Annotated in this window: 26 protein-coding genes and 1 pseudogene; 17 read left to right on the top strand and 10 right to left on the bottom strand. The window is 70.1% G+C overall.

What is annotated here, in order from left to right:
• Positions 1–216 precede the first annotated feature (216 nt).
• Positions 217–852 carry an NAD(P)-binding domain-containing protein gene (locus PIR02_10625; GenBank protein ID WZH35233.1) on the top strand — a complete coding sequence of 212 codons (636 nt, stop codon included), beginning with the start codon at positions 217–219 and terminating at the stop codon, positions 850–852.
• 163 nt (positions 853–1,015) lie between these two features.
• On the opposite strand, the gene PIR02_10620 is transcribed toward PIR02_10625, so the two are convergent.
• From PIR02_10620 to PIR02_10595, 6 genes are all read right to left on the bottom strand, one after another.
• Entirely contained in the window at positions 1,016–2,176 is a 1,161-nt protein-coding gene (locus tag PIR02_10620; GenBank protein WZH35232.1) for a cystathionine gamma-synthase, read from the bottom strand.
• The gene (locus PIR02_10615) at positions 2,173–3,177 is read right to left on the bottom strand and encodes a pyridoxal-phosphate dependent enzyme (GenBank protein WZH35231.1); all 1,005 of its coding nucleotides are present in this window, start codon (positions 3,175–3,177) and stop codon (positions 2,173–2,175) included. The genes PIR02_10620 and PIR02_10615 overlap by 4 nt, the downstream gene beginning before the upstream one ends.
• A gap of 131 nt (positions 3,178–3,308) precedes the next feature.
• Positions 3,309–4,157, bottom strand: coding sequence for an SDR family oxidoreductase (locus tag PIR02_10610; protein ID WZH35230.1), 849 nt, complete (start codon positions 4,155–4,157; stop codon positions 3,309–3,311).
• A 71-nt stretch (positions 4,158–4,228) separates the two neighbouring features.
• The gene (locus PIR02_10605; protein WZH35229.1) at positions 4,229–4,549 is read right to left on the bottom strand and encodes a hypothetical protein; all 321 of its coding nucleotides are present in this window, start codon (positions 4,547–4,549) and stop codon (positions 4,229–4,231) included.
• Entirely contained in the window at positions 4,546–5,109 is a 564-nt protein-coding gene (locus PIR02_10600; GenBank protein WZH35228.1) for an Asp23/Gls24 family envelope stress response protein, read from the bottom strand. Before PIR02_10600 ends, PIR02_10605 begins: the two co-directional genes overlap by 4 nt.
• Before the next feature lie 4 nt (positions 5,110–5,113).
• Positions 5,114–5,656, bottom strand: a complete 543-nt coding sequence (locus PIR02_10595; GenBank protein ID WZH35227.1) for a sigma-70 family RNA polymerase sigma factor — start codon at positions 5,654–5,656, stop codon at positions 5,114–5,116.
• A 212-nt stretch (positions 5,657–5,868) separates the two neighbouring features.
• Between PIR02_10595 and PIR02_10590 the strand changes: the two genes are divergently transcribed.
• The 4 genes from PIR02_10590 to PIR02_10575 all read left to right on the top strand — a co-directional run bounded on the left by PIR02_10590 (position 5,869) and on the right by PIR02_10575 (position 9,125).
• A complete protein-coding gene (locus PIR02_10590) occupies positions 5,869–6,711 on the top strand; it encodes an NAD(P)-dependent oxidoreductase (GenBank protein WZH35226.1) in 843 nt (280 codons plus the stop codon).
• A 40-nt stretch (positions 6,712–6,751) separates the two neighbouring features.
• On the top strand, positions 6,752–7,006 hold the full coding sequence (locus PIR02_10585) for a hypothetical protein (protein WZH35225.1): 255 nt from the start codon (positions 6,752–6,754) through the stop codon (positions 7,004–7,006).
• 73 nt (positions 7,007–7,079) lie between these two features.
• Entirely contained in the window at positions 7,080–8,489 is a 1,410-nt protein-coding gene (locus PIR02_10580; protein ID WZH35224.1) for an NAD(P)/FAD-dependent oxidoreductase, read from the top strand.
• 12 nt (positions 8,490–8,501) lie between these two features.
• Positions 8,502–9,125: a TetR/AcrR family transcriptional regulator gene (locus PIR02_10575; protein WZH35223.1), complete on the top strand. Its 624-nt coding sequence runs from the start codon at positions 8,502–8,504 to the stop codon at positions 9,123–9,125.
• A gap of 240 nt (positions 9,126–9,365) precedes the next feature.
• On the opposite strand, the gene PIR02_10570 is transcribed toward PIR02_10575, so the two are convergent.
• Complete coding sequence (locus PIR02_10570; GenBank protein WZH35222.1) at positions 9,366–10,685, bottom strand: MFS transporter; 1,320 nt, start codon at positions 10,683–10,685, stop codon at positions 9,366–9,368.
• A 124-nt stretch (positions 10,686–10,809) separates the two neighbouring features.
• Between PIR02_10570 and PIR02_10565 the strand changes: the two are divergent.
• Positions 10,810–11,191: pseudogene (locus tag PIR02_10565) on the top strand (PaaI family thioesterase).
• A gap of 27 nt (positions 11,192–11,218) precedes the next feature.
• On the opposite strand, the gene PIR02_10560 reads toward PIR02_10565, so the two are convergent.
• The gene (locus tag PIR02_10560) at positions 11,219–12,589 is read right to left on the bottom strand and encodes an NtaA/DmoA family FMN-dependent monooxygenase (protein WZH35221.1); all 1,371 of its coding nucleotides are present in this window, start codon (positions 12,587–12,589) and stop codon (positions 11,219–11,221) included.
• A gap of 95 nt (positions 12,590–12,684) precedes the next feature.
• On the opposite strand from PIR02_10560, the gene PIR02_10555 reads away from it, so the two are divergent.
• The 10 genes from PIR02_10555 (at position 12,685) to PIR02_10510 (ending at position 21,924) form a co-directional block, all read left to right on the top strand.
• Complete coding sequence (locus PIR02_10555) at positions 12,685–13,245, top strand: XRE family transcriptional regulator (protein WZH35220.1); 561 nt, start codon at positions 12,685–12,687, stop codon at positions 13,243–13,245.
• A complete protein-coding gene (locus tag PIR02_10550; GenBank protein WZH35219.1) occupies positions 13,242–13,778 on the top strand; it encodes an XRE family transcriptional regulator in 537 nt (178 codons plus the stop codon). The genes PIR02_10555 and PIR02_10550 overlap by 4 nt, the downstream gene beginning before the upstream one ends.
• A gap of 169 nt (positions 13,779–13,947) precedes the next feature.
• Positions 13,948–15,261 carry an extracellular solute-binding protein gene (locus PIR02_10545; GenBank protein WZH35218.1) on the top strand — a complete coding sequence of 438 codons (1,314 nt, stop codon included), beginning with the start codon at positions 13,948–13,950 and terminating at the stop codon, positions 15,259–15,261.
• 1 nt (position 15,262) lies between these two features.
• Complete coding sequence (locus PIR02_10540) at positions 15,263–16,189, top strand: sugar ABC transporter permease (protein ID WZH35217.1); 927 nt, start codon at positions 15,263–15,265, stop codon at positions 16,187–16,189.
• A complete protein-coding gene (locus PIR02_10535; protein WZH35216.1) occupies positions 16,186–17,037 on the top strand; it encodes a carbohydrate ABC transporter permease in 852 nt (283 codons plus the stop codon). Before PIR02_10540 ends, PIR02_10535 begins: the two co-directional genes overlap by 4 nt.
• Positions 17,034–18,218 (top strand): ROK family protein, encoded by a 1,185-nt coding sequence (locus PIR02_10530; GenBank protein ID WZH35215.1) that lies wholly within the window; start codon positions 17,034–17,036, stop codon positions 18,216–18,218. Before PIR02_10535 ends, PIR02_10530 begins: the two co-directional genes overlap by 4 nt.
• A 29-nt stretch (positions 18,219–18,247) precedes the next feature.
• The gene (locus PIR02_10525) at positions 18,248–19,786 is read left to right on the top strand and encodes a GMC oxidoreductase (protein WZH35214.1); all 1,539 of its coding nucleotides are present in this window, start codon (positions 18,248–18,250) and stop codon (positions 19,784–19,786) included.
• A gap of 40 nt (positions 19,787–19,826) precedes the next feature.
• Positions 19,827–20,432 (top strand): nucleoside deaminase, encoded by a 606-nt coding sequence (locus tag PIR02_10520; protein ID WZH35213.1) that lies wholly within the window; start codon positions 19,827–19,829, stop codon positions 20,430–20,432.
• On the top strand, positions 20,429–21,382 hold the full coding sequence (locus PIR02_10515; protein ID WZH35212.1) for a sugar phosphate isomerase/epimerase: 954 nt from the start codon (positions 20,429–20,431) through the stop codon (positions 21,380–21,382). The genes PIR02_10520 and PIR02_10515 overlap by 4 nt, the downstream gene beginning before the upstream one ends.
• A complete protein-coding gene (locus PIR02_10510; protein WZH35211.1) occupies positions 21,355–21,924 on the top strand; it encodes a flavin reductase family protein in 570 nt (189 codons plus the stop codon). Before PIR02_10515 ends, PIR02_10510 begins: the two co-directional genes overlap by 28 nt.
• Before the next feature lie 39 nt (positions 21,925–21,963).
• On the opposite strand, the gene PIR02_10505 is transcribed toward PIR02_10510, so the two are convergent.
• Entirely contained in the window at positions 21,964–22,722 is a 759-nt protein-coding gene (locus tag PIR02_10505; protein ID WZH35210.1) for an SDR family oxidoreductase, read from the bottom strand.
• A 136-nt stretch (positions 22,723–22,858) separates the two neighbouring features.
• Here PIR02_10505 and PIR02_10500 point away from each other — a divergent pair, with 136 nt between their 5' ends.
• A complete protein-coding gene (locus PIR02_10500; protein WZH35209.1) occupies positions 22,859–24,118 on the top strand; it encodes an MFS transporter in 1,260 nt (419 codons plus the stop codon).
• A 4-nt stretch (positions 24,119–24,122) separates the two neighbouring features.
• Here the strand turns inward: PIR02_10500 and PIR02_10495 are convergent, their stop codons facing one another.
• On the bottom strand, positions 24,123–26,654 hold the full coding sequence (locus PIR02_10495; protein WZH35208.1) for a LuxR C-terminal-related transcriptional regulator: 2,532 nt from the start codon (positions 26,652–26,654) through the stop codon (positions 24,123–24,125).
• Positions 26,655–26,764: the final 110 nt, after the last annotated feature.

The raw sequence follows: 26,764 nt of genomic DNA, 5'->3' as shown, positions 1-26,764 counted from the left end.
GGGGGCCGTCGCCCTCACAGGTCAAGCAGAACGGTGACCCGAACACCGGTCTGCGACCACTCACGCGAGGGTTCGACAGGACTGACGGTAACGAGCCGAGGGTGGTCGGAACGCCCCATTGACAGGGGATATCTCGACCTGCTAAATATTTGCACCGCGTATGACAACGGCATCCGTTCGGGAATTCGGGTGCGCCGCGCATCGTTGTCGAACGGCATGACAACCGTAGGAATCATCGGAGCAGGACACATCGGCTCGGCCCTCGCCACGGGCTTCGTGCGTAACGGATACGACGTCGTGATCGCGAACTCGCGCGGGCCCGAGACCCTCGCCGACCTCGTCGCCTCGATCGGCGACGGAGTGCGCGCGGCGACGGCGCAGGATGCCGCCGAGGCCGGCGACTTCGTCGTGGTGACGGTCCCCCTGAAGGCGATCGGCGGGGTCCCGGTCGCACCGCTGGCGGGCAAGACCGTGCTCGATACGAACAACTACTACTTCGAACGCGACAACCACATCGCCGAGCTCGACGAGAAGAAGACCACCACCTCGCAGATGCTGCAGGAGCACCTCCCCGAGTCGGTCGTCGTCAAGGCGTTCAACCACATCATGGCCGCCGACATCAACAGCGACGGAACCCCCGCCGGCACCGAGGACCGGCGCGCGCTGGCGACCTCGAGCGACTCCGACGACGCCGTCGACCTCGTCACGCGCATCTACGACGAGTTCGGCTTCGACACCGTCAACATCGGTCCCCTCAGCGAGAGCTGGCGTGTGGAGCGCGACCAGCCCGCCTACGTCGTGCGCCAGAACGCCGACGAGCTGACGCAGAATCTGGCCCGCGCCGAGCGCTGACCCGCGCCCTCCCCGGCCGACAGTCAACGCATAACCGCGATCCGCGCGCATAAACGCTCTCTCCACGCGTTTATGCCCGTGGATCGCGTTTATGCAGAGAGACACGAACCCGGCGCCCGCATGAGCGGGGCGCCGGGTTCGTCGTCTTACGGGGAACCGACCGTCAGAGAGACGCCAGCGCCTGGTCGACATCGGCGACGAGGTCGTCCACCGACTCGATGCCGACCGACAGGCGCACGATGGTGTCGGGCACCGCGAGTTCGGTACCGCGGACGGAGGCGTGGGTCATGGCATCCGGGTAGTTCACGAGCGACTCCACGCCGCCGAGCGACTCGGCGAGCGTGAAGAGCTGCGTCGACTCCGCGAAGCGGCGGGCAGTGGCCCCGTCGGCGAGTTCGAGCGAGACGATGCCGCCGAAGCCGCTCATCTGGCGCGCGGCGAGCTCGTGACCGGGGTGGGTCGACAGGCCCGGGTAGTAGACCTTCGCGACGCGATCGTGACCGGCGAGGTGCTCCGCCACGGCCTGGGCGTTGGAGCTGTGCCGCTGCATCCGGATGCCGAGCGTCTTGATGCCGCGAGTGGTGAGGTAGGCGTCGAACGGCCCCGACACCGCGCCGGCGGCGAACTGCAGGAACTGCGTCTTCTCCGCGAGATCGGCGTCAGCGAAGGCGAGTGCTCCGCCCACCACGTCGCTGTGACCGCCGAGGTACTTCGTCGCGGAGTGCACGACCACGTCGGCGCCGAGCGCGATCGGGCGCTGCAGGGCGGGCGACGCGAAGGTGTTGTCCACGACGACGAGCGCACCGGCGGCGTGCCCGAGGCCGGCGAGCCCGGCGATGTCGGTGATGCGCAGCATGGGGTTGCTGGGGGTTTCGACCCAGACCATTCGGGGCGCGCGCTCGTCGATCGCGGCGGCCACGGCATCCAGGTCGCTCATGTCGACCACCCGCAGCTTCACGCCCCACGGACCGAGCACGCGGGCGAGCAGGCGATAGGTGCCGCCGTAGACGTCGTTGCCGAGCAGCACCTCGTCGCCCGGTACGAGGGCCGCGCGCAGCAGCGCGTCTTCGCCGGCGAGACCCGAGGCGAACGAGAGGGCGCGGACGCCGCCTTCGAGAGCCGCGATCTGCGTCTCGAGCGCCGTGCGCGTCGGGTTGCCGCTGCGACCGTACTCGTAGCCGCCGCGGAGGCCGCCGATGCCGTCCTGCGCGTACGTCGTCGAGACGTGGATCGGAGGGATCACCGCGCCGGTGGTCTCATCGGGCGCCTGGCCCGCGTGGACGGCGAGGCTGTCGAAGCCGCGGGCGGCGTCATGGGTGCTCATGCGGAGTGCTCCTCGGAGGGGGTGGGGATGACGGATGCCACGGGCTCGACCTCGTAGCCGTGCTCGTGCATCCAGTCGTCGTCGAAGATCTTGCTGAGGTAGCCGCGACCGTGATCGGGCAGCACGACGACCAGGACGGCGTCGGCGGGCAGGTCGCGGGCGACCCGGAGGGCCCCGACGACGGCCATGCCACTGGAGCCGCCGACGAGCAGCCCCTCCTCGCGGGCGAGGCGGCGGGTCATCGCGAAGGACTCGGCGTCGGACACGCGCTCGTACGCGTCGACCACGGTCGGATTGAAAGCCGGGGGCCAGAAGTCCTCGCCGACGCCCTCGACGTCGTAGCCGTGGATGTCGCCACCCGAGTAGATGGAGCCGACCGGGTCGACGCCGACGATGCGCACGCTCGAGCCCGCGACCTCGCGCAGGTAGCGTCCGGTCCCGCTGATCGTGCCGCCCGTGCCGACACCGGCGACGAAGTGCGTGAGCTTTCCGTCGGTGTCGCGCCAGATCTCGGGACCGGTGGTCTCGTAGTGGCTGCGCGGACCGTTGGGGTTGGCGTACTGGTTGGGCTTGAACGCGCCGGGGATCTCGCGCACGAGCCGGTCGGAGACGCTGTAGTACGAGTTCGGGTCGTCGGGCTCCACGTTCGTCGGCGTCACGACGACCTCGGCGCCGTAGGCGCGCAGCACGGCGCGCTTGTCTTCGGCGACCTTGTCGGGCACGACGAAGACGCAGCGGTAGCCCCGCTGCTGGGCCACCAAGGCGAGACCGACGCCGGTGTTTCCGCTGGTCGGCTCGACGATCACCCCGCCGGGCACTAGGAGCCCGTCACGCTCGGCGGCGTCGATGATGTTGGCCGCGATGCGATCTTTCGCCGAGCCGCCGGGATTGACGTACTCGATCTTGGCGAGCACCGTGGCGGCGATGCCGTCGGTGACGCGGGAGAGGCGGACGAGGGGGGTGTTGCCGACGAGGTCGGCGACGCTCTGGGCGTAACGCACGGTGGCATCCTGAAGGGTTGGTGCGCCCGGTGCGGGCGCGGCTGACGGGGTCGTCGAAAAGGAACGCGGGGGCGTTCAGCGACAACAGCGACAGGTCAGCACGCCGCCAGCATACCTGACGTCGGTCGCGCTCAGGCGACGGCCCCGAGGAACTCCTCGAAGCTCTGCGCCGGACGCCCGGTGACACGCTCGACATCGCCCGAGACGCCGGCGAGATCGCCGCTCGCGATCGCGGTGTACGTGCTGACCCACGCGTCGACCTGCCAGCGGGGAGCCCCGAAGGCCGCGCGCGAGGCATACGCCTCGTCGACGCTCTCGTCGAGGAAGCGCACGGGGTGGCCGCGGACGGCGGAGATCTTCTCGGCGACCTCGGCCATCGTCAGCGCTTCGGGGCCGGTCAGGTCGTAGGCGATGCCGGCGTGGGCGGCAGGATCGAGCAGCACGGCGACGGCCGTCGCGGCGACGTCGGAGCGCGAGACGAGCGAGCACCGCCCCGCTCCCGCGGGGCCGCGGATGACGCCGTCGTCGCCGGCGAAGAGCTCCATCATGTCCATGTAGAAATTGTCGCGGAGGAACGTCCAGCGCATGCCCGAGGCGCGGATGATGTCCTCGGTCGCGGCGTGGTCGCGCCCGAGCGTGAACACGGCGTCAGGGGCCGCGGCGAGGAACGACGTGTAGACGATCGAGCGCACGCCCGCCTCCGCGGCGGCCTCCACGAAGGTGCGGTGGTGCTCGACACGGTCGGCGGATTCGGAGGCGGACACCATGAACAACGTCTCGACGCCCTGGAGAGCGGCGCGTGCGGCATCCGCATCGGAATACCGTGCCACGTGCACCTCGGCTCCCTCGAGCGCGGGAGCTCGGGAGACATCACGCACCAGAAGACGCTGCCGGATGCCACGAGCAGCGAGGTCGCGAGCGACGCGGCCTCCCACGGCTCCGGTGGAACCGGTGACGGCGATGACGGGCGACGGGGACATTCGGCCTCCGGGGTGTGGGAGCGGTCCTTCCAGCGTAGGACGCGCGTCGCCCGCGGAGGCCGAGAAGATGTTCAGGAAACGGGTGCCACCAGTCGGGCGACGCGCACCCGCACCGTGGCGGGAACCGTCTCTTCGTCGGTGCCGCGCACGGCAGCGGCCACCGCGGACGCGACGGCGACGCTGTCGTCCTGGGTCGACACGCCGATGCACACCGTGATCGCATGTGCACCGTCGACCTCGTCGACGGCCGCGAGCGAGCCCTCGACGTCGGCGACGCGCTCGAAGGCACGGGCGACGACCGGTCGCGCGGAGTACATCTCGCGTACTCCCTCGGTGGCTGTCACGGCGAGATCGATGCGGGGAGCGAGTTCGGCGGCGGTGATGTCGGTCATACGTCTTCCTCTTCGTCGAAGTGCACATCGCCGACGGTGACGTCCACTCGGCCCACTCGCAGGTCGCCGTGTCGTTCGATCGCCGCGCGGATTCCGTCGCGCATCTCGTCGACCGCGGGTGTCATCGCACGCCCGAAGCGCACGCTGACCGACACGCGCACATCGAGCGGCGCGTCGGGCTCGGGCTGCTGGAGACGGACGCGCCCCACCAGCACGCCGTCGACGTTGTCGCCCACCGTGCGGATCAGCTCGTACAGCGCGCCCTCCGTCACCACGATCTCGACGCCGTCTGCTCGCCGCACGAGCGGGATGTCGCGCCCGGCCCGGAACTCGCGCATGACCTCGCGCATGATCGAGTCGTACCAGGACTCCGCGAGCGGCTCGGCCGCCTGCTCCTCGACGATCTCCCGAGAGAGGCGTCCCATGCGCTCCATCGAGGCCAGCACGGCCTGGCACTCGGCGTTGCGCTCGACCGCCGCGATCCGCGGAACGCGCCCGCGATCGAGGTAGGCCGAGAGGTCCTCGAGCGAGTACCCCGAACCCCCGATGTCGTCGCTCATCCCGTCACCTCCAGTCCTGCATGCGTTCCAGCACGATCTTGCGTGCGCGGGCCAATCGGCCGCGTACGGTGGCCGCGGTCTCGCCCACTTCGACGGCGATCTCGTCGTAGCTGTGGCCGCCGACCTCGCGCAGCACCCAGACCACGCGCAGCTCTTCCGACAGCTCGGCCAGCACCTTCTTCAGCGCGTCCATCTGCGACGATGCCACAACCGCGCGCTCGGGATCGTCTTTCGCCGAGACCATCTCTTCGTCGATCTCATCCGAGATCCTCCGCGCCCGCAGGCGATCGGTCGCTTTACGCGAGACGATTCTCGTCAGCCAGCTCCTCACCTTCTCGGGATCGGTGAGATCCGGCAGCCGCCGCCACGCGGTGATGAGGGCCTCCTGGACGCAGTCGTCCGCGTCGGCTCGAGAGCCGGTGAGCCGTGTGGCGAATGCCACGAGGAACGGCGCGTGGCGCCGCACCAGCACCCCGAACGCGAGCTGGTCGCCGTCGGCCGCCCGCGACGCGAGAAACGCGTCCGTGGCGGAAGACAAAGAGGGCATCGGATTTCCTGTCAGCTGTGGCGCGTGCGGAACAGTCATGCGAGCAGGACAGCCCCGTCCACATAGCGAAACACCCGGGACGAAAACCGGCCCCGGCGGTTGACGCGGGGGCGATCTCGTGGCAATGCGCACCGGGGCGACCACGCACGTCGGCCCGGATACCCGAGTGCGACGGTAGCGTCGGGGATATCCGCTTCGACGCAAGGAGTCCCATGCGCATCGCTCTCACCGGTTCATCCGGAAAGCTCGGCACGGTCGTCGCGCGCGACCTCCGCGCCGCGGGCCATGAGGTCATCGGTCTCGATCTCCGCGGCGAGCGCGGCCCGGGATTCGTGCAGGTCGACCTCACCGATTACGGCCAGGTGATCGATGCTCTCGCCGGGGTCAACGATCAGCACGACGGCGTCGACGCCCTCGTCCACCTCGGGGCGATCCCGGCTCCCGGCATCCGGTCCGACGTCGCCACCTTCCACAACAACATGGCGAGCACGTTCAACGTCTTCTGGGCGGCCGTGCGTCTCGGCATCCGCAGAATCGTCTACGCGTCCAGCGAGACCGTCCTGGGCCTTCCCTTCGACGTGCCTCCGCCGTACATCCCCGTCGACGAGGAGTACGCCCCGCGTCCCGAATCGGTGTACTCGCTGGTCAAGACGCTGGAAGAGCGACTGGCGACCGAACTCGTACGGTGGAATCCCGATCTGTCGATCACCGCCTTGCGGTTCTCGAACGTCATGGTCCCGGACGACTACGCGGACTTCCCGTTCGACGCCGACGCGCGCACCCGCAAGTGGAACCTCTGGGGCTACATCGACGCCCGCGACGGTGCGCAGGCCATCGACCGCGCGCTCGCGAACGCTCCGGCGGGTTTCGACACGTTCATCATCGCCGCGGCCGACACCGTGATGACCCGCTCGAACGCCGAGCTGGTGGCGGAGGTGTTCCCCGACGTCGAAACACACGGGGACCTGGGCGAGAACGACACCCTCCTGTCGATCGACAAGGCACGGCGCCTGCTGGGCTACGACCCCCGGCACTCGTGGCGCGATCATCACTGAGGCGGGTCCACCCTGGGAAGGGGCGTGACACACTCGGGTGATGGACGCCGACGAGCCACAGATCCCCCTGCCGACGGCGCGCGAGAAGGAAGTGAGCTTCCTCGCCCGCAGTGGCGCCGTCGTGACGCTGCGCCTCATCGACACCGGGCGGTTCGAGCTCAAGCTCGACACCCGCGGCGACTACACGGCAGTGCTGTTGCACGATGGAGAGATGTTCGAACTGCACCCCGCGCCGGGCGTACGCGCTCTCGGAGGCACCGGCCTCACCGCCACCGACCTGTACGAGGGCTTCTGACCGGCGCCGCAACCCCCACTCGTCCGCGGTGCGAGGGCGGTTGACTGGAGCCCTCGACCGACGAGGGGCTGCCGTGGACCAGGACACCGACACCTACGACATCGCGGTGATCGGCGCGGGTCCCGCGGGCACCGCCGCCGCCCTCCGAGCAGCCGAGCTCGGCGCGTCGGTGGTCGTCCTCGAGGCGGGGCGCGTCGGCGGGACCTGCGTCAACACCGGGTGCGTGCCGACACGGGTCCTCGCCAAGGCCGCACGCCTCATGCGCGAGACGCGCGCCGCCGACGACTACGGCATCGTCGTCGACGAGCCGCGGGTGAACTGGTCGGCGGTCGTCGCACGCGTGCACGAGCGGGTGGATGCCGTGCGATCGATAAAGCGAGAGGCCGAGCGTTTCGCCGCCGCCGGCATCGACCTCGTGCACGAGGGGCGTGCGCGCTTCGCCGACGAGCACACCCTGGTGCTGGAGAGCGGTCGTCACGTCCGCGCCGAGTCGATCATCGTCTGCGTCGGGGGTCACTCCCGGCGTCTTCCCATCCCGGGCGCTGACCTCGCGACGGTCCCCGAAGACGTGCTGTCCCTTCCCGAGCTCCCGGGGCGCGTCGCGGTGATTGGCGCGGGCAACACCGGTGCGCAGCTCGTGACGGTGTTCCGCTCCTTCGGCTCTGAGGTGACGCTGCTCGATGTCGCGCCGCGGGTGCTGATGGCATCCGATGCCTCGATCTCACGGGTGATCGCGGAGTCGCTCACCGACCACGGGGTCGACGTCCGCACGGGCATCGAGACGGTCGAGCGGCTGGACCGCACCGACGAGGGTGCCATCGCACTCACCTGGCGCGCGGAGGGAGAGACCCACCGACAAGACGTCGACGTCGTCATCATGGCGACCGGCTGGCCCGCCGATGTCGAAGACCTCGGTCTCGACAATGCCGGGATCGAGGTGGAGCGGTCCGCGATCCCGGTTGACCGATACTTCCGCACGATCGTGCCGCACATCCTGGCCGTCGGCGACGCGAACGGCCGCGACATGCTCGTCCAGGCCGCGCAGTTCGAGGGGGAGGCGGCCGCCGAGAACGCGGTGCTGGGCGCCAACCGACGCACGCCCCACCACCTGCTCCCGGCGGGAGGCTTCACGGATCCCGATTACGCGGGCGTCGGGCTCACGGAGGAGCAGGCGCGCGACCGCGACCCGTCCTGCGTGATCGCGGTGGCCCGGTTCGCCCAGCTCGATCGCGCGGTGATCGACGATCGGGAGCGGGGGTTCCTCATGCTGATCGCCGACCGTCGGCGCGAGCTTCTCCTGGGGGCTCATGCCGTCGGCGAGAACGCCGTCGAGGTGATCCAGTCGGTGACCACCGCGATGGCCGCCGGCATCGACGTCTCGACCCTCGCGGGGGTGCGCTTCGCCTACCCGACATACAGCGCGGTGATCGGCAACGCAGCCCGCGCACTGCTGCGCGAAGACGACCCCGCGCTGCTGGAGTGACACACTGAGACCGTGAGCACTGCCGACTCCTCGACGAGCACGGGCGCCGCGCCCGCACGCCGCGGACGGCCCGGCTACGACCGCGAAGGTCTGCTGGCCGTGGCGGTGCAGCTGTTCAACGAGCAGGGCTACGACGCCACGAGCGTGGCCGATCTCGCGCGTCGGCTCGGACTGACCAAGTCGGCGTTGTATCACCACTTCGCATCGAAGGAAGAGCTGCTCGCCGTTGCTCTCGAGGCGGCGCTGGGCGGGCTCGAGGCCGTCCTCGACCAGCCCGCGGCCCGCGAGGGCGCGGCATCCGATCGACTGCGGTTCGTGCTCCGCGGTGCCACCGACGTGCTGGTCGCCCAACTGCCGGCGGTCACCTTGCTGCTGCGGGTGCGCGGCAACAGTGCCGTCGAACAGGCGGCGCTGGATCGTCGCCGCGTGTTCGACCACCGGGTCACCGCGCTCGTCGCCGAGGCTCAGGTCGAGGGCAGCGTGCGCGACGACGTCGACGCCGCCGTCGCGGCGCGCCTGCTCTTCGGCATGATCAACTCCGTCGTGGAGTGGTACCGTCCCGGCGGCAGCGTCGACGGCGACCGTCTGGGCCACGACATCGTCCGCATCGCCCTCGACGGCCTGCGCACGGCCTGAACCCTCGACCGAACCCGCACGGGCTGACGCGCGTACCGCGGTGCGGATATCGACCGCGACACGCCGTGCCCCGTCGCCGTCCGGCGGCGTGTCCCGAGGAGTTCCGCGGGACGGTACCACCCCGCCGCTCGCGACCGCCGAACGCGACCGCCGAACGCGTCGGACCAGCACGGACCGCACGGCCACCGCATGCCGGAGGGGCCCCGCACGTCGCACGAGGCCCCTCCGGGGCATCCGTCCTCAGGCGTGCAGATCGACGCCCTTCGTCTCCTTGATGAGCGACACCGCGGCGAGCGAGACGAGCGCCGCCACCGCGATGTACATGCCGATCGCCCACGAGACGCCGGTGGAGCGCAGCAGCGCTTCGGCGATCATCGGAGCGAACGCGCCGCCCATGATCGCACCGAGCGCGTACCCGATCGAGACGCCCGAGTAGCGGACATTGGCCGGGAACATCTCGGCATAGAGCGCCGCCTGCGGGCCGTACGACAGCCCCAGGCCGAGCGTCATGACGAACAGCGCGACGAAGTACCAGACGATGTTGCCGGTGTCGATGAGGAACCACATCGGTACGGCCCAGACCGCCAGCAGCAGGTAGCCGAGCTGGAAGGTGCGAACGCGACCGAGGCGGTCCGACAGCCACCCACCCCAGAGGGTGAACCCGAGCCATCCGAAGGATGCCAACGTGGTGGCCAGCAGCACGGTAGGGCGCTCGAGTCCGAGCACCGCGACCGAGTAGGTCGAGAAGAAGGCGATGAGCAGGTACCCCGCGGCGTTGTTGCCGATGAACACGAGAGCGGTCAGGGCGACCTGACGCCAGTTCTTCCGGAACAGCTGGCCGAGCGGTGCCGACGACTCCTTGCGGCGACGCACGAGGTCTTCGAAGACGGGGCTCTCCTCGACCGCGCGGCGGATGACGTAGCCGACGACGATCAGCACGATCGAGAGCAGGAACGGCACGCGCCACCCCCAGGCGAGGAAGGCCTCGGCCGACATCGACGAGGTGAGCATCCACAGGGTCGCGGTCGCGAGGATCATGCCGATGGGCACGCCGATCTGCGGATACGCGCCGAAGTATCCGCGGCGATCGACGGGAGCATGCTCGACCGACAGCAGCGCGGCCCCACCCCACTCGCCCCCGGCGGAGAAGCCCTGCAACACGCGCAGGAGGATGAGGAGGATGGGCGCGGCGACGCCGATCGCGGCGTACGTCGGCAGCACGCCGATGAGTGCGGTCGACACACCCATCATGATCAGGGTCAGCACGAGCATCTTCTTTCGCCCGATCCTGTCGCCGAGGTAGCCGGCGACGACCGCCCCGAGGGGACGGAAGAGGAACGAGATGCCGATCGTCGCCCACGAGAGCACCTGGGCGATCGACGGGTCGGATTCCGCCAGCGGGGCCAGGAACAGCGGCGCGAGGACGAGTCCGGCCGCCTGGGCGTAGATGAAGAAGTCGTACCACTCGATCGAGGTGCCGACGAGGGTTCCGGCGAGGACGCGCCGTTCCTCTCGTCTCACCCCGGTCGCGGAAGCGGATGACGAGGTCTGGGTGGCCATGAGAACTCCGTTGTTCTGTGGGGCAGGAAGGGAAGACGCTCCGCCGACCTCTTACCGACCGAGCGTTCAGTAATAGTGTCAGACGGGCGCGCACCCGACAAGCGCGCTCGCGGAAGGAGCCCGCATGACCACCTGGACGATCACCCTCGGCGCCCTCGACGAACGTCTGGGCATCACGGTGACCGAGCAGTCCGCCGATCGCGTCGCGGCATCCCTCCCCGTCTCGGGCAACACGCAGTCGCTGGGGCGCCTCCACGGCGGCTCTCGCCGAGGCGGTCGGGTCGTGGGCCGCGATGATCCACGCGAGCGCCTCGGGGAAGGTGTGCGTCGGGGTCGACCTGAACATCACCCACCATCGCGGCGCACGCGACGGTCACATCCACGCCGTCGCCACCCCGTCTCACCGCGGGCGGCGACTGGCGACCTACGACATCCGGGTCACCGACGACGACGATCGACTCATCGCCACGGCGCGGATCACGAATCTCCTCGTCGACCCGGATTGACGCTCGATCCCGCCCGCGGGGAGATGATCACCCCCGCTTCGACCAGCCGCGACCCGCGTGCCAGTCCGGAAGCCGCGCCCCCGAACCCGTGACCATCTCACGAAGCGTGCCGCGACGCGGCTTCTCGGGCAGCAACCCGCGCGAACGCAGCTCGGGCAGCACGTGCTCGATCACGTCGACGTAACCCTCGGCGCCCCCGTACCAGTTCTCCACGAGGAACCCGTCGATATCGGTCTCGGCGACGAAGGACTCGACCTGGTCGGCGATGCTCTTCGCTGTCCCGGTGAACTTCACTCCCCCGATGGTGGACGGCAGGGAATCGAGCACCTCCCCCACCGTGGGGCTGGAACCGTCGTTCTGGCGCCACATGTCCACCATCGTCTGGCCCACCTCGGTCGAAACGTCGTCGAGCGACACCGCGGGGTCCAGGGCGGCGAGGTCGACACCCGACCAGCCGAGGAAGAGCGCTGCGGCGGCGGCGCGCGTCGGGGTGTGATCGAGCTCCTCACGGAGCCTGCGGGCCTCGGCATCCGTCTCGGCGACGATGAAGCTCGCCCCGTTGATGATCGAGAGGGAGTCGGCCGGACGCCCCGCGGCGACGGCCTTCTCCCGGAGGGTACGCACCGACCGCGCCGCGCGGGCCGCCTCACGATCCTGGGTGAAGACGCACTCGGCATAGCGCGCCGCGAAGCTCGTACCCGCCGCCGACGTGCCGGCCTGGAACAGCGTCGGGGTCCGCTGGGGCGAGGGAATGGCCGGGAAATACCCGTCGAAGCGGAAGTACTGACCGTCATGGGTGATGCGGTGGACCTTCGCGGGATCCGCCCACGTCTTGCTCGCCTTGTCGGCGAGGACGGCATCGTCTTCCCACGCGGCCTCCCACAGTCGCAGCGACAGATCGACGAACTCCGCCGCGCGTGCGTACCGCTCGTCGTGCGGGGTCATCTCGCCCAGATCCAACAGGCGCACCAGCGCTTGCTGGTTGTCGCTCGTGACGATGTTCCACCCCAGGCGCCCCTCGGAGAGGTGATCCAGCGTCGTCAGCGTCCGCGCGTTCAGCAGGGGCCGCTGCGCGGTGGTGGAGGCCGTCACGACGAGTCCGATCCGCGGCACGGTCGCCGCGATCGCCGAGATGATCGCCATCGGATCGTGGACGGGGAGCTGAACCGCCTCGCGGATCACCGCCTCGGGCACGACGCCGTCGTCGTTCATCGGGTAGCCGATCGCCTCCGCGAGGAAGAAGAAGTCGAACCCGCCCCGCTCGACCGTCGTCACCAGTTCCCGCCAGAACTCCAGGGTCGCGAAGGCGCTCGTGTCACCGCGCGGGTGGTGCCAGGCGTTGCCGATGAAGTTGGGCGTGAACTCCTCGAAGGCTCCGAGGACGAGCTGTTTGGGCATGGGTGGATCCTCTTTCTTTCGCGTCGGTCTCCTCGGATGATAACTGAATCAAATCAAATCACAGGGATGGATTGTTCTCGCCGTAAGCTCGACACGTGGGCGATGAGCACGGGGCTGCCGCGGCGATCGGCGCCGCGGTGCGCGCTCATCGGCGCTCGCGCGGCCTGTCGATGCGACACCTGGCGAGCCTCATCGGCACGTCGCAGCCGTTCGTGTCGAACATCGAGAACGGGCGGATCTTCCCGAGCCTGCGCACGCTCCGTCTTCTCGCGGACGCCCTCGAGGTCCCCTCGGATCACCTTCTTCCGACGCCCGAGCGCTTCGAGCACACGAACGTGGACGCACATCCGCGCGGAAGCGACGACGCTCCCACGCAGCTCCTGCTCGAGGAACCGGGTCGACGGCTGCGGATCGTCCGCATCGAGCTCTCCCCCGCCGAGAGCGAACCGCAGCCGCACACTCACGCCGGCGAGGAGTTCCTGCGGATCGTGCTTGGCGATGTCACGCTCCTGCGGGAGTCGACGGCACCGCACCGCCTGCGGCGGGGCGAGGGCCTATGGATGGCGGGCGGTGTCCCCCATCGCCTGGAGGCAGGACCGGAAGGTGCGACGGCGCTGACGGTGCTGACCGGCGCCGCCCCGGGGGCGCACGCATGACGGATGCCGAACAGATCGACACCACGATCGGCGACGCCGTCCGCGCCACCCGCCGGGAACGACGACTGTCGACCCGGCAGCTCGCCGGACTGGCCGGGATCTCCCAGCCGACCCTGTCGAACATCGAGAACGGACGAATCCGGGCGGGCGTTGCGACCCTCTACCTCCTCGCCGAAGCGCTCGGAGTGCCTCCGGCACGCTTTCTGTCCGACAGCGACGACGCGGGCCGCGGGCACGACGACGCGTCCGCAGACGCGGCCCACCTGCGGGCGCTGCCGGTCGGACCCGACGCGCACCTGGAGGTCTACGAGGTGTCGATTCCCGCCGGCGGCGGAGAGGACGACGCCTTCCAGCATTCGGGCGAGGATGCCCTCTTCGTCCTCGCCGGCCGAGGCACTCTCGCGCTCGGCGCCAGAACGGTGCCGCTCCGGGCGGGCGATGTGGTGCGCTTCGACGCGACGGCCAGCCACCGGCTCACGGCGGCCCCGGACGAGGCCCTCGTCGCTCAGGTGGTCACGGTTCGCGCGGACTGATTCTTCGAGATAACTGAAACAAATCAGAAACGCCCGAGGCGAGAGCGCGTAACCACCCGCTGGCAGGATCGCCTGCGCAGGCTCCCTGCGCCCCAATTATGCGACTTTATCGCATTATTCTCCACCCGCACCTCTTGTCCATCCGGCCGCCGAATCCCTGGAGCTCTCCATGACTCTCTTCGGTAACACCCGCTCCGCCCGAACATCCCGCCTCCTCGCCGTCGGAGCCGTTGCGCTCAGCACGGCTCTCGTCCTCAGCGGCTGCGGCCGCAGCGCTGACGCCTCGTCGTCCTCCGCGTCGACGACCGTCGATGACGCCCCCGCCACCGGCACCGTGACACTGTGGGCGCCCGACGGCGATGCCACGGTCCTCGGTGACGTCCTCACCGATTACAAGAAGGCCAACCCCGACCTCGACCTCCAGATCACCCTGATCCCGTCGGACGAGTACAACACCAAGCTGCAGACGGCCATGGCCGCCGGCACGGGCCCCGACATCGCCCAGGTGTACACCGAGGCGCAGTCGCAGTTCCTCGCCAGCGGAGCCTTCGCCCCCGTCCCCGACGGTCTGGTCGATCCCGCGTCGTTCTTCCCCGGCGTCTGGGCGGCCGGCCAGTACGACGGCACCACGTACTCCGTGCCCTGGTACGCCTACACCTACGCCCTGATCTATCGGAAGGACTTCGCCGCCGTCGGCGGGGCGACGGTTCCCACGACCTGGGACCAGACGCTGCCGTTCTTCCAGGCGCTCGAGAAGGGTGGCGCAACCAAGGGCTTCGGTGCCGAGGTCGGCTGGGACACCTACACCGGCCAAGCGCTCCAGCGCTATGCCGTGCAGGCCGGGCAGAGCCTCATCAGCGACGACGGCACCTCGTGGCAGATCGACACCCCGGACGCGGTCGAGGCGATCACCTACTTCGCCCAGCCCTACCTCAGCGGCGTCGCCGCCGTCGACAGCCCCGGCTTCCTCGACTCGCAGCCGTACTTCGTCGATGGCAAGACGGGCTCGATGCTGTCCGGCCCGTGGGTGATCGCCGCCCTCGACGGCGTCGCTCAGCAGCCCGGCTGGACCGCCGAGCATGTCGCCACGGCCGTCCAGCCCGCCGGCCCGGCCGGTGACGTCGGCAACCTCGGCGGCGGCAGCTGGGTGGTGAACAAGGAGAGCAAGAACGCCGCGTCGGCGTGGAAGGTCGTGCGCGAGATGGCGGACGAGAAGACCCAGCTGGCCCAGTTCTCCGCCTACGGCAGCATGCCGGCCACCCAAGATGCCTGGAAGGACGACACGATCGCCGGGAACCCCCTGTTCGATGCATTCTTCGAGCAGTTGAAGAACGTCCAGCCGATGCCGACCGCGACCACCTGGCCGCAGGTGTCGGCCGCGATCGGCGCGGAGCTGGAGGCTGTCGCACGCGGAACCGTCACGCCGGAGAACGCCGCGAAGAACCTGCAGGCCACAGCGGACAGCATCGGCACCGGCAACTGAGATGGCAGCGATCAATCTGTTCGCCGCGGGGACGGGGCGTTCGCGCCGTCCCCGCGGCGGGCGGACGCACAGTGTGACGGCGTGGCTGTTCCTCACGCCTTTCCTGGCCGTGTTCGTGGTGTTCACGCTCATCCCGGTCGTGGGGTCGCTCGGCATGAGCCTCACCGACATGAGGAGCACCGACCTTCGCGATCCCTTCGGCGTCGACATCGTGGGTCTCGAGAACTACGTGACGCTCCTCGGCGACGCGACCTTCCAGCGGTCGCTCCTGAACACCCTCGTCTTCGTCGTCATCGGCGTCCCGCTGACGATGTTCATCGGGTTCGTGCTGGCCGTCCTGCTCGACTCGGTCATCCGTCGTGGGCGCTCGGTGTTCCGGGCCCTGTTCTACGCCCCCGTGGTCACGAACGTCGTCTCGGTCGCGCTCATCTGGCAGTACGCCTTCAACTCGCAGGGCACCGTGAACGAGGTCCTGGCGACCCTCGGTTTCGCCGGCCCCAACTGGCTCGGCGACACGTCTCTGGCCATGCCGGTCGTCATCCTGCTCGGTGTGTGGCGCAACTTCGGGACCGCGATGCTGCTCTTCCTCGCGGGGCTCCAGGCTGTCCCGGACGACGTCCGCGAGGCATCCGCGCTCGATGGAGCAGGACCTGTCCGCCGGCTCTTCTCGATCACGCTCCCCCTGCTCATGCCGACCACCCTGCTCGTCTCGGTGCTGCTGACGGTGTTCTATTTGCAGGTGTTCGACGAGCCGTATCTGCTCACCAACGGCGGCCCGCTCGGCTCGACCAGGTCTCTCGCTCTGTACACCTACGACCAGTTCGGGTTCGGCAACATCTCGATCTCGTCCGCGGCATCCTTCGTCCTGCTGGTCGTGGTCGTGGTCGTCAGTCTTCTCCAGTTCCGAATGCTGAGGTCGCGCACGTGACTCTGTCGCCCCCGTCCGTCCGGCGCCGACCGGTCGTCCCCGTCGCGCTGCTCTACCTCGCCCTCGTCGTGGCCGCGGCGATCACGGTCCTGCCGTTCTTCTGGGTCGTCTCGGGATCGTTGCGCGGACTCGACGACTTCCGCTCCGCCCCCGGTGCCTGGCTTCCGAGCGAGGTGACCTTCGACAACTTCGCGAAGCTGTTCACCGCCGTGGGCTTCGGCGGCTTCCTCGTCAACAGCCTCGTCGTCGCCGCCCTCACGGTGGGGGCGAACGTCGTCGGCGGCTCGATGGCGGGGTACGCGCTGGCGAAGCTGGAGTTCCGTGGCAAGAGGCTGGCGTTCGGCGCGGTCATGGCATCCCTCATGGTGCCCTTCTCCGCGACGTTCGTGCCGCAGTTCGTCGTGACCGTGAACCTGGGTCTCATCAACACCCTGACCGGTATCGCGCTTCCGCTCGCGGTCCTGCCGATCTCGGTGTTCATCGTGCGCCAATACGCGTCGAGCATCCCGCAGGAACTGATCGAGGCGGCCCGCATCGACGGCGCGAGCGAGTTCCGGATCTTCGCGCGGATCTTCCTCCCCCTCGCGGGGCCGGCCCTCGCGACGGTCACGATCATGTCGTTCCTGGCGTCGTGGAACAACTTCATCTGGCCCCTCCTGGTCGCCCAGCAGTCCGCGACGTATACGCTGCCGGTCGGGCTCGCCGCGACGAAGCAGGCCGCGCAGAACGTCACCGACTACGGCCTCGTGCTCGCCGGGGCGGTCGTGGTCATGCTTCCCGTGCTCGCCCTCTTCCTGTTCCTGCAGCGCTACTTCGTGCAGGGCATCGCCGCGACCGGACTGAAATGAGTGCCCTCCCCATGGCCATCACCCCCGACACTCCGCCCGTCGAGGGGCTCGACCAGGCCCGTGTCCGTCGCATGAACACCGCCGTGGTGCTGCGAGCCCTCGCCGCCTCCGACGACGAGGTGACGCTCGCCGCGCTGGGTCGCGCGACGGGTCTCAGCCGCCGGACCCTGCAGGCGATCCTCGGCGAGCTGAGCGACGCGGGGTGGGCGGACGAGTCCGAGAGCATCTCGGGGGGTGCGGGTCGTCCGGCGAAGAGCTATCGCTACGTCGCAGACCACCGGGTGGCCGTCGCCCTGCGACTGGACACCCATTCGGCCTACGCGATGATCGTGGACCTCCGCGGCCACGTGCTCGGGCGCGCCCAGGCGTCGCTCGGGGCGGACTACTTCGAGCCGGACCGCGCCCTCGAGCACCTCCGGCGCGTCACCGAGCGGGCGCGGGAGGACGCGTCTCTGCCCTCCGACATTCTCGCCGCCGGGACGATCGCCGCCGGTGGTGTCATCGATGCGCGCGCCGGCGTCGTCACGCGCCTCATCAACGCCCCCGCGTGGACCGGATACCCCCTCGCGCGCTCCGCCACCGCGCGACTCGGTTTCGCGGTCACCGCCGACAACGATGCGAACCTCGCCGCCTACGCGGAAAGCCGGGCCGGGGCCGCCACCGGCAGGAACGACATCGCCTGGCTGGTCCACGGCAACCGCACCGGTGCGGGCTTCGTCCTGCGCGGCGGGATCCACCACGGCCACGGCGGAGCCGCCGGCGAGCTCGTGGAGTCACGGGTGCTCGGGCTGCAGCAGAGCGCCGGCGACGGATTCGCGCTGCTGTCGTCACCGATCGCCGCCGAACGCGTTCCGGCACTCGAGCTGGCCGTCGCCGCCCGCCGCGGGGACGAGACCGCCCGAGCCGCGGCCCGGGACTTCGCCGCCGAGATCGCCGATCTCATCGACGTCCTCGCTTGGACGATCGCCCCCGAGGTGGTCGTTCTCGGCGGTGGACTCGAAGATGCCGCCGACGTCCTGATCCCCTCCATCACCGACCGCCTCCGCGATCGTGGCGACCCCGCCATCGGCATCGTGCCCACGGCGCTGGGTGCCGATGCCGTGCTCGCCGGCGCCGCTCATGTCGCCCTCGACGCCGTCTCGGCATCCGTTCTCGAGACGATCGTCCGCGGCGACGCCTGAAACTCCCCCCGACCTGAACCGGAGACCCCGTGGACACCACCCCCTCCCCCGCCGTAGGCCCTCAGCCCGATCTGCTCATCGTCGGCAGCGGGATCATGGGCAGTCTCGTCGCGAGCCTCGTGCGCGCCCAGGCCCCGCATGCGCGCATCCTGATGGTCGAGGGCGGGCTCCCCATCGGGGCGACGCCCGGGCTGCATCTGCACGACGTCGCCGAGGAAGAGATCTGGGCCGAGTACAACAGCGCCGTGTCCACGGGCATCCAGGGCTTCTACGCCGGCGCGGTCCCCGAACCCACCCGCGCCGGCGACCCCGCCGACCTCGAGCCCCGGGTCCACCTCCTCTCCACCCTCGGAGAAGACGCGGATGCCATGCCGATGGCGGCGGCCGCGTGGAACGTCGGAGGAATGGGCGCGCACTGGACGGCGGCGGTGCCGTGGCCCGCGGGAGAGGAGTGCTTCGACTTCGGCGACCCGGCGCGCTTCGCGCGGGACCTGGCGGTCGCGCAGGAAGCGCTGCACGCGACCTCACCGTCGATCGGTCCGACGCTCCCGGGCCGCATCGTGCTCGAACAGCTCGCCGCCCACTACGGGGCCCGCACCCCGATCCCGCGGGAGCCTCAGCCGATGCCGATGGCATTCGCCCCCGGGGGGACCGGACGACACCGCGTCGGACCGGCCGTGATCTTCCCTCCGATCGGCGGAGCGTCCGACGACGCGTTCGACCTGCTCACCGGACACCTCGCCGTCGAGCTCCTCCACGACGCCGGCCGGGTCGCGGGTGCGCGCGTGCGCCGCACGGCGGACGACGCCGAGGTGATCGTGCACGCCGCCGTCACCGTCGTGTGCGCCGACACCTTCCGTACTCCTCAGCTGCTCCACGCGTCCGGCATCCGCCCCGCCGCCCTCGGACGCTACGTGAACGAGCACGCGTTCCTCACCGGCCGCGTCCTGCTCGACCTGGACCGGTTCGGCCTCTCCCTCGAGGACCTCCCGACCGCGCTGCCCGGGGAGTTCTGCGTCGACTCGCTCTGGCTCCCCCACAACGGAGCGGCGCAGCCCTTCCACGGACAGATCATGAACAGCACCTACGTCGACGAGGACGGATCGCCGCTCGGGTACGGTGTCGGGATCTCCCTCTATGTCCCCATCGAGAGCCGGCCCGAGAACCGCGTGCGGTTCGTCGACGGCGAGTCGGACCTGACCGGCATGCCCCGCTTCGAGATCGACTTCTCGTACTCGGATGCCGATCGGTCGGCGATCTCTCGCGCGCGCGACGAGATGGCGACGCTCTTCGGCCTCTTCGGCGCCTTCGACCCCGACACCGAGTCGGCACTGCTGCCCCCCGGCTCCTCCCTTCACCAGACCGGCACGGTGCGGATGGGGCCTGTCGACGACGGGACGAGCGTCTGCGACCCCGACGGCCGCGTCTGGGGTTTCGACAACCTCTTCGTCGCCGGCAACGGCGTCGTGCCCACCGCCGTCGTCGCCAATGCGACGCTCACCGGCGCGGTCACCGCGGTGCGCGCCGCGAACGCCGCCGTGCGGCAGCTGTCCGTCATTCCCGCGTGAACGCCCTCCCCCTCCTCTCCCCGACCCGCAAGGAGCACGAATGAATCCCCCGGCCACCTCCTTCGACATCGGCCTTCCCGCCTGGCTGGTCGACGCCCTCGCCGACATCCCCGAGACGATCCCGGATCGCGCCGACCGGATGCGTCTCGTCCATGAACTGGCGGACCGCAACTGGCGCGAGGGGAACGGCGGCCCCTTCGCCGCCCTGGTGGCGGAGACCGGGAGCGGACGCATCGTCTCCGTCGGAGTGAACGTCGTCCTCGCCTCCGGCGTCTCGTCGGCACACGCCGAGGTGACGGCGCTCGGGACCGCGCAGCGCACGATCGGCGACTGGGACCTCGGCGGCCCGGACCAGCCGGAACACGAACTCGTCGTCAACTGGCGGCCGTGCGTGCAGTGCTACGGCGCCACGCTCTGGTCGGGCGTGCGCACCCTCGTGGTCGCGGGCTCCGGCCCCGAGCTGGAGGAGATCACGACCTTCGACGAGGGACCGATGAGGGATGACTGGGCGGAGCAGTTCGAACGGCGCGGCATCCGTGTCGTCGATCCGCTGCTGCGCGAGGAGGCTCTCGAGGTCTTCCGTTCGTACCGGGATGCCGTCGATTCCGGCGACGTCGTCGTCTACAACGCGCGGGGTACCGCATGAGCGCCGTGCGCCGCGACCGGGTCGCGCTCAACGCCATCCAGTGGATCAACATCAAAGCCGATCCGACCGATCCGGACAGCGTGGATCTGTGGCGCTTCACAGACCCCACGTTCCGTGATGACTACCCCGGCGTGCTGCGCGAGATCCGCGAGGCGGGATTCAGCGCCGTGATGATGGAGGTGCTCCCCACCCAGACCCTCCAGGATTTCCGGTCGATGGTCGAGGAATCCGGACTCGCCCTCGCCCCGGGCTACGCGTCGATCGCCATTCCCCGCGATCACGGCGTGAACCTCGCACCGGGCTCTTCCGAGCGGATCCACTGGTTCGACGGGGTGCGCCGCAAGGCCGAGGAGTCGAACTTCTTCGGTCTGGACACCCTGTTCCTCGCCCCTGAGGTGTCGTGGCTGCCGACCGCGGTCCGGATGCAGGAGGCCGTCGCCGTCGGCGCGGGGTTCTCGCAGCAGAGACTGGACGAGCAGATCGAGTTCCTGGCCGAGGCCACGGACGTCCTGGCGCGAGAAGGCGTGCGAGCTGGACTGCACAACCACGTCGGCACCTGGATCGAGACAGAAGACGAGATCGAGCAGACGCTCGCGGCGATCCCCTCCCTCGGCGCGTCGTTCGACGTGGGCCATCTCGCCTGGGCGGGTATCGACGCGACGGCCATGATCGCCCGACACGGTGAGCGCGTGATCGACCTCCACGTGAAGGACCTCGATCTCCGGGTCGCCGAGGCGACCCGTGCGACCCCCACCCCCTATCGTGCGGCTACCAACGCGGGGCTGTTCCTGGAGCCCGGGCTCGGACACCTCGACCTCGACGCGATGCTGTCGGCTCTCGGCGAGGAGTTCGAGGGATGGATCATCATCGAGGTCGACCGCGCGAGCATGGACCCCTCGCTCTCGGCGAAGGTGAGCGCGGAGTGGATGAGGAAGACGTTCGCGGAATGAGCTGGGATCACCCATTCGCCGACCTCGAGTTCTCCCGCTCCGACGAGGGTTCCCCGCGCACCTCGGTCCCGCACGTGCCGGACGACCCGGCGGCACTCCGGCGCATGTTCTCGCAGTATCCGACCGGAGTCGCGGCGATCTGCGCCCACGTCGACGGTGAGGCACACGGCATGGTCGTGACCTCCTTCACCGTCGGCGCGAGCTTCGACCCCCCGCTCGTGCTCCTCGCCGCCCAGCGCTCGTCGCGCACGTGGCCCCTGCTGGCCCGCGCCGAGCGGCTGGGGATCTCGGTCCTGGCGGAGGCCAATCGCGAGGTGGTCTCTCGCCTGGCCTCGCGAACGGCGGATCGCTTCGCCGGTGTCGCTGTGGCGCGGTCGGCCGAGGGAGCGGTCTTCGTGCAGAACGCCCGGCTCTGGCTCGACTGCGTGTTGCGCGATCAGCTGGAGCTGGGCGATCACGAGCTCGCGGTCCTCGAGGTGCGCGGTGCGAGCAGCTTGGCCACGGCCGAGCCGCTGGTCTATCACGACGGCCGGGTCCGCTGACGCCACGCCGATCCGCGCCGCGGCATCGAGGCGAGAGGATCAGCCGGTGGCGAATCCGCCGTTGCTCGACAGCAGCTGCCCGGTGATCCATCCGCCGCGCTCCGACAGGAGGAATCGCACGAGGTCGGCGATGTCGTCGGGGGTTCCGAGCCGGCCCGCGGGTGTGGCATCCGTCGTCCACCGGCGGATCGCGTCGTCCATCCACCCGGTGTCGATGGGTCCGGGATTGATGACGTTGGAACGGATGCCACGGTCGGCGAGCTCGACGGCGGCGGCGATGACGATCCGATCCAGCGCCCCCTTGCTCGCGCCGTACGGGAGGTTGTGGGCAGTGTGATCGCTGGTCAGCGCGACGATCCGGCCGGTCGCGGCGGTGTCCGCGGTGACCGGGAACTGCTCCGCGAAGGCGCGGATCAGCAGCCACGACGCGCGGGCGTTGACGGCGAAATGACGATCGAACGCCTCGACGGACGTCGTGAGGATCGCGCTGTCCACGCTCTCGCAGTGTGAGAGCACGAGTGCGTCGACCCGTCTGTCGATGCCGGCGAACAGGGCGTCAGGGGTGGCCGGATCGGCCAGATCGGCCTCGAGCAGCGACACCTCGACGCCCCGGGCCCGGCACTCGTCGGCGATCGCCTCGGTGTCGCCGGGCCCGCGCTCGAGACCCAGGCGGTCGTCGTAGGGCCGCCAATACGACAGCGCGAGGTCCCAGCCGTCGGCGGCGAGGCCGAGAGCCAGCCCCGCCCCGATGGAACGTCGACGGCCGACACCGGTGATGAGGGCGAGAGGAGCGGTCATGCGTCCCATCCTGCCGGAGCCGATGCCGGGCGGAGTTCGTCGGCCCGGACGATGTCCGAGATGGCCCGGCCACCGCCATCCCGGCGGTGGTTTCACGAGAGGTTCCCGGCCGAGGCGGTCCTGGCATGCTGTTGTCGTGGAACAGGTCACCCCCACGCGCTGGCGGTCCGTCGCTTCCGCCAGTGCGATCAACGGCCTGGCTCTCGCTGCCCTCGCTGTCTGCGCGGTGATCCTCGTCCCCCGGGCGATCGACACCATCGTCTCGGCGACGGCGCGCGCCGACGCGCTGGCGGCGACCCTGACGGCGGGAGCCGTGACCGCCGTCCTGGCGGGACCGGTGTTCGGCCGAGCCATCGATCTCACCCGACGCCACCTGAGCCCGCGCGCGTGGGCCGTGTTCGGCGCGCTCGCCGGCGGTGGGGGGATCGTCGCCATGTTCACGTCCGCGCACATCGCGCAGACGATCACGGGCTGGGTCGTGGCACAGGCCGGGTACAACGCCGTCTTCGTCGTCGTCGCTGCCTCCGTCTCGACGCACGTCTCCGCCGCTGACCACGTGCGCGCCTCGGCGACCTTCACCGGCATCGCCTTCGTCTCCCCGCTGGTTCCCTTCGCTCTGGTCGCCGTCCTCCCGGATGCGACCGCCGTCGTCGCCATCGTCCTCGCCCTGGGCGCTCTGGCGATGACGGCCCTGATCTCTCCGGCGCCAGGAGCGGCCGACTCGACGACCCCGTCGCGCCGGCGACCGCACCTCCCTCGCCCGTTCTGGGGGATCTGGGCGCAGCGCTTCCTCATCCAGAGCGCCCTCGGACTCACCACGGGCTTCTCGCTGTATCTCGTGACCGACCGGATGGCGGAGGCAGGAGGCGACCCGCAGCGAATCGTGGCGGTATCGGCCCTGGTCGGCGGCATCGGCGTCGGCATCGGCGCGTTCGCCGCTGGAGCCGTCGCCCGCCGCCCGGGGCGCAGCCGCGTCATGCTGATCGCAGGAGCGCTCGCGCTCGCGGGTGCCGCATCCCTGCGCGCCTTCGCCGAGATGCCCCTCGCCCTGTGGGTCGCGTCGCTCGCCGGTGGCATGGGTGTCGGCGTCTTCCTCAGCGTCAACCTCGCCCTCGCCATGCGGTACTCCCGCACGGTGGGGCACGCCACGGTCATGGGCGTGCTGAACGCGGCAGAATCGATCCCCTCGATCCTCATCCCGGGGGTTGCGGGTCTCTTGCTGCGCGTGGGGAGCGGCGACCCGCTGTCGACCTCGCCGAACAACTACGTCGTGATGCTGCTCTCCGGCGCGGGCATCGCCGTGCTGACCGCGCTGACGTCCCTTCCCGCACGTGCTGGCCACGCGGCGCGAGATGACGCGCCGATGGCACGACGCGCCGACTCGACGTCGGACTGAGCGGTCAGATCGACCCTCGGCGGGCCAGGGCCAGCACCGCCTCTTTCCGGTCGTGCACGCCGAGCTTGCGATAGATGCTCCGCAGCTGCGTCTTGACGGTGTTCCGCGAGACCGAGAGTTCGACGGCGATCTCGGTGAGCGTCTTGCCCGAGGTCAGGGCCAGGGCCACCTGCCGTTCCCGGGCGGAGAGCGCTGCCTGGCGGGGCGCCGAGGGGATGAACGCGCGAGAGCGCACGGTGTCCATGGCCGCGGCGAGCGTCGGTGACAGGGGCAGTCGCGCGATCTCGTCCAGCGCCCCGACGGGCACGAGCAGGAGCGGCACCGTGAGCCCGTTCACCTCGAGGGCGGCGCTCAGTCGCTCCAGCGGAGCGGCGAGATCGTGCGGAGTGTCGGGCTCGTCCGCGTCGAGCAGCGCGAGCGCGGCGAGGGTCAAGGCGCTGTGCTCGGCGCGCAGGCGGTGCTCCGGTTCCTCGGGAACGCTGACCGCGAGGATCGTGAGGGCGGAATCGACGTTTCCCTGCGCGAGACGCACGCGGGCACGCGACAGGCGCCCCGCGACGGTGTCGGGCAGTCGCGAGAGCAGCCGTTCCGCCTCGACGAGGCGCCCGGCGGCGAGTTCGATGAGAATGCGGGCATCGAGCGTCATCGCCTCGCCGAGTCCGGCCAGTCGTCGCTGACCACGCTGCCGGGCCCTCATGCGGGCCATCGACACCGTCGCGGTGTTCACGTCTCCCCCGCCCAGGTGAGCGATGGTCTCGATGTACTGCAGCAGCCCCGCGTGTTCGATCGTGGCGCGGTGCGGCGCGAGAGGCTCGAGATGGCGCAGGACGAGAGCATCGTCACCGGCCTCCAGCGCGATGACCGCCTCGGCCAGATGCAGCAGACTGCCCGCGTAGCCGTCACGCCACCCATCGGGCCACCGACTGTGCTCGGCGCGCGCGATGGCGTCGCTCGCCGCGGCCAGGTCCCCCTGGAGGGCGAAGGCGCCGGCCGCGTTGGACCGCCCCTCGAGGCCCGCCGTCAGCCCTCTCTCTTCGCCGATCGCTTCCGACCGGAGGAAGCTCTCCGTGGCGGCGTGAGGCCGCGAGCCGTACATGAGCGACATCCCCACGTGGTTGTAGACCGCCGACACGTTGCGCCCCAGATCGACGAAGCCGGTGGGCTCGAGCTCCCCGAGCAGACGTGCCGTCTGTCGTGCGACGGTGAACGCGGCATCCGGTCGTCCCGAGATACGCAGTGCCGCCGACTCGACTGCTCCCAACAGGGCGCGATCCGACGGTGTCGCGGTCTTCTGATGCAATCGACCGCCACCGATGGCGAGGGCAAAGTACTGCAGCGCCCGCAGCCGATGGGCGCCCTTGGCGTTCCACAGGATGGCGAACAGCATGCTCGTCAGGGGCGACGCCGTCAGCGCCGCGAACGGCACGGCGGGTGACAGAGCACGGACCTCATCGGCGCTGCGGAGCAGCAGCCCCCACGTCTGGCGGACGACGCTCGTCAGGACGGCCGGGTCGGACGAGAGGACCGCGTGGTGGAACGCCGGCAACGCCCCTCCCGTCGACAGATGCCACAACGAGATGGTGCGGTGCGTCGAGCGCAGCTGTGCCGCAGTGAGCCGGGTGCCCGCTCGACGGGAGAACACCTCGCGGAAGACGCTGGCGATGACGAACGTCGACGATTGCACAGAGCCCTCGCGGTGCCCCATCCCCTCCGTCTCGGCCCGGTCGATCAGGTGCTGCGGGTCGGATTCCGGACACAGCCGTCCGACGAGGTCGGTGTCGATGATCTCGCTCAGCGAGGCCACTTCGAGGAACCGGGTGAACTCGTCCCCCCATGCCCGCTCGCGGAGACGGATGAGAGATTCCAGGATCGCACCGTCCAGGACGACGTCATCGCCGGATGCCGCGAGGTTCGCCACGGCAGCGCTTCCGCCCGCGCGCAGGATCTCGTCGTGCAGGGGGGTGCCGGGCTGCTCTCCCGTGATGCTGCTGACCTCGGCGGGCGAGAGCCGGAGGTCGGCGAGCGCGACGAGGTCTCGTTCGACGATCGCGCCCAGGGCGGCCTCGGTGAATCCGTCTCGACGGCGCGTCGCGACCCGCAGAGACACCGTCGGAACGTGCTGCACGAGCTCGACGAGCTCGGCGATGACGTCCTCGCCCAGGTGCTCCGCCTCATCGACCACGAGGGTGATCGGCGCCACCCGGCGGAGCGCGCGGGTCAACGAGTCGAACGGATGCCGTGGCGAGGTGGCCTCGAGCGAGTCGCGCAGCGGGTCGTCCGCCGGGACCACGCCCGCGTCGAGGAGCGCCCGCGCCACCGCCGAGACGAAAGGGACCATGTCACGTGTCCCGTCGCCCGCGCGTACCCACACCCCGACGCGCGTGGTGCGCGCGCCCCACGACGCGAGGGCGCTGGTCTTCCCGTATCCCGAGGGGGCGAAGAGGACGACGAGGGCGGTCGGCGCATCGAGGCGTTCGGTCAGGCGCGATCGTTCGGAGAAGCGCGGCGGAAGTCGAGGGATACCGGCGATGGCCATGGCATCCGTCTCGAAAGGTGTCCGCGCGTATCTGCGCGGAAGGAAGTGCGCTCTCTCGTGGCGGTCACGGACACCGATCTTATGACCCGGCTTCCTCGGTGGCCTCCCGC

Origin of the sequence: Microbacterium enclense, from assembly GCA_038182865.1 — a bacterium.
GTDB lineage: Bacteria > Actinomycetota > Actinomycetes > Actinomycetales > Microbacteriaceae > Microbacterium > Microbacterium enclense_B.
The sequence above is the reverse complement of the archived record's forward strand: the minus strand, read 5'-3'. Positions and strand labels throughout refer to the sequence as shown.

Coding starts and splice junctions, on each gene's coding strand:
- PIR02_10625 (WZH35233.1), top strand. CDS start 217: ATGACAACCGTAGGAATCATCGGAGCAGGACACATCGGCTCGGCCCTC.
- PIR02_10620 (WZH35232.1), bottom strand. CDS start 2,176: ATGAGCACCCATGACGCCGCCCGCGGCTTCGACAGCCTCGCCGTCCAC.
- PIR02_10610 (WZH35230.1), bottom strand. CDS start 4,157: ATGTCCCCGTCGCCCGTCATCGCCGTCACCGGTTCCACCGGAGCCGTG.
- PIR02_10605 (WZH35229.1), bottom strand. CDS start 4,549: ATGACCGACATCACCGCCGCCGAACTCGCTCCCCGCATCGATCTCGCC.
- PIR02_10600 (WZH35228.1), bottom strand. CDS start 5,109: ATGAGCGACGACATCGGGGGTTCGGGGTACTCGCTCGAGGACCTCTCG.
- PIR02_10595 (WZH35227.1), bottom strand. CDS start 5,656: ATGCCCTCTTTGTCTTCCGCCACGGACGCGTTTCTCGCGTCGCGGGCG.
- PIR02_10590 (WZH35226.1), top strand. CDS start 5,869: ATGCGCATCGCTCTCACCGGTTCATCCGGAAAGCTCGGCACGGTCGTC.
- PIR02_10585 (WZH35225.1), top strand. CDS start 6,752: ATGGACGCCGACGAGCCACAGATCCCCCTGCCGACGGCGCGCGAGAAG.
- PIR02_10570 (WZH35222.1), bottom strand. CDS start 10,685: ATGGCCACCCAGACCTCGTCATCCGCTTCCGCGACCGGGGTGAGACGA.
- PIR02_10560 (WZH35221.1), bottom strand. CDS start 12,589: ATGCCCAAACAGCTCGTCCTCGGAGCCTTCGAGGAGTTCACGCCCAAC.
- PIR02_10550 (WZH35219.1), top strand. CDS start 13,242: ATGACGGATGCCGAACAGATCGACACCACGATCGGCGACGCCGTCCGC.
- PIR02_10545 (WZH35218.1), top strand. CDS start 13,948: ATGACTCTCTTCGGTAACACCCGCTCCGCCCGAACATCCCGCCTCCTC.
- PIR02_10540 (WZH35217.1), top strand. CDS start 15,263: ATGGCAGCGATCAATCTGTTCGCCGCGGGGACGGGGCGTTCGCGCCGT.
- PIR02_10530 (WZH35215.1), top strand. CDS start 17,034: ATGAGTGCCCTCCCCATGGCCATCACCCCCGACACTCCGCCCGTCGAG.
- PIR02_10520 (WZH35213.1), top strand. CDS start 19,827: ATGAATCCCCCGGCCACCTCCTTCGACATCGGCCTTCCCGCCTGGCTG.
- PIR02_10515 (WZH35212.1), top strand. CDS start 20,429: ATGAGCGCCGTGCGCCGCGACCGGGTCGCGCTCAACGCCATCCAGTGG.
- PIR02_10505 (WZH35210.1), bottom strand. CDS start 22,722: ATGACCGCTCCTCTCGCCCTCATCACCGGTGTCGGCCGTCGACGTTCC.
- PIR02_10495 (WZH35208.1), bottom strand. CDS start 26,654: ATGGCCATCGCCGGTATCCCTCGACTTCCGCCGCGCTTCTCCGAACGA.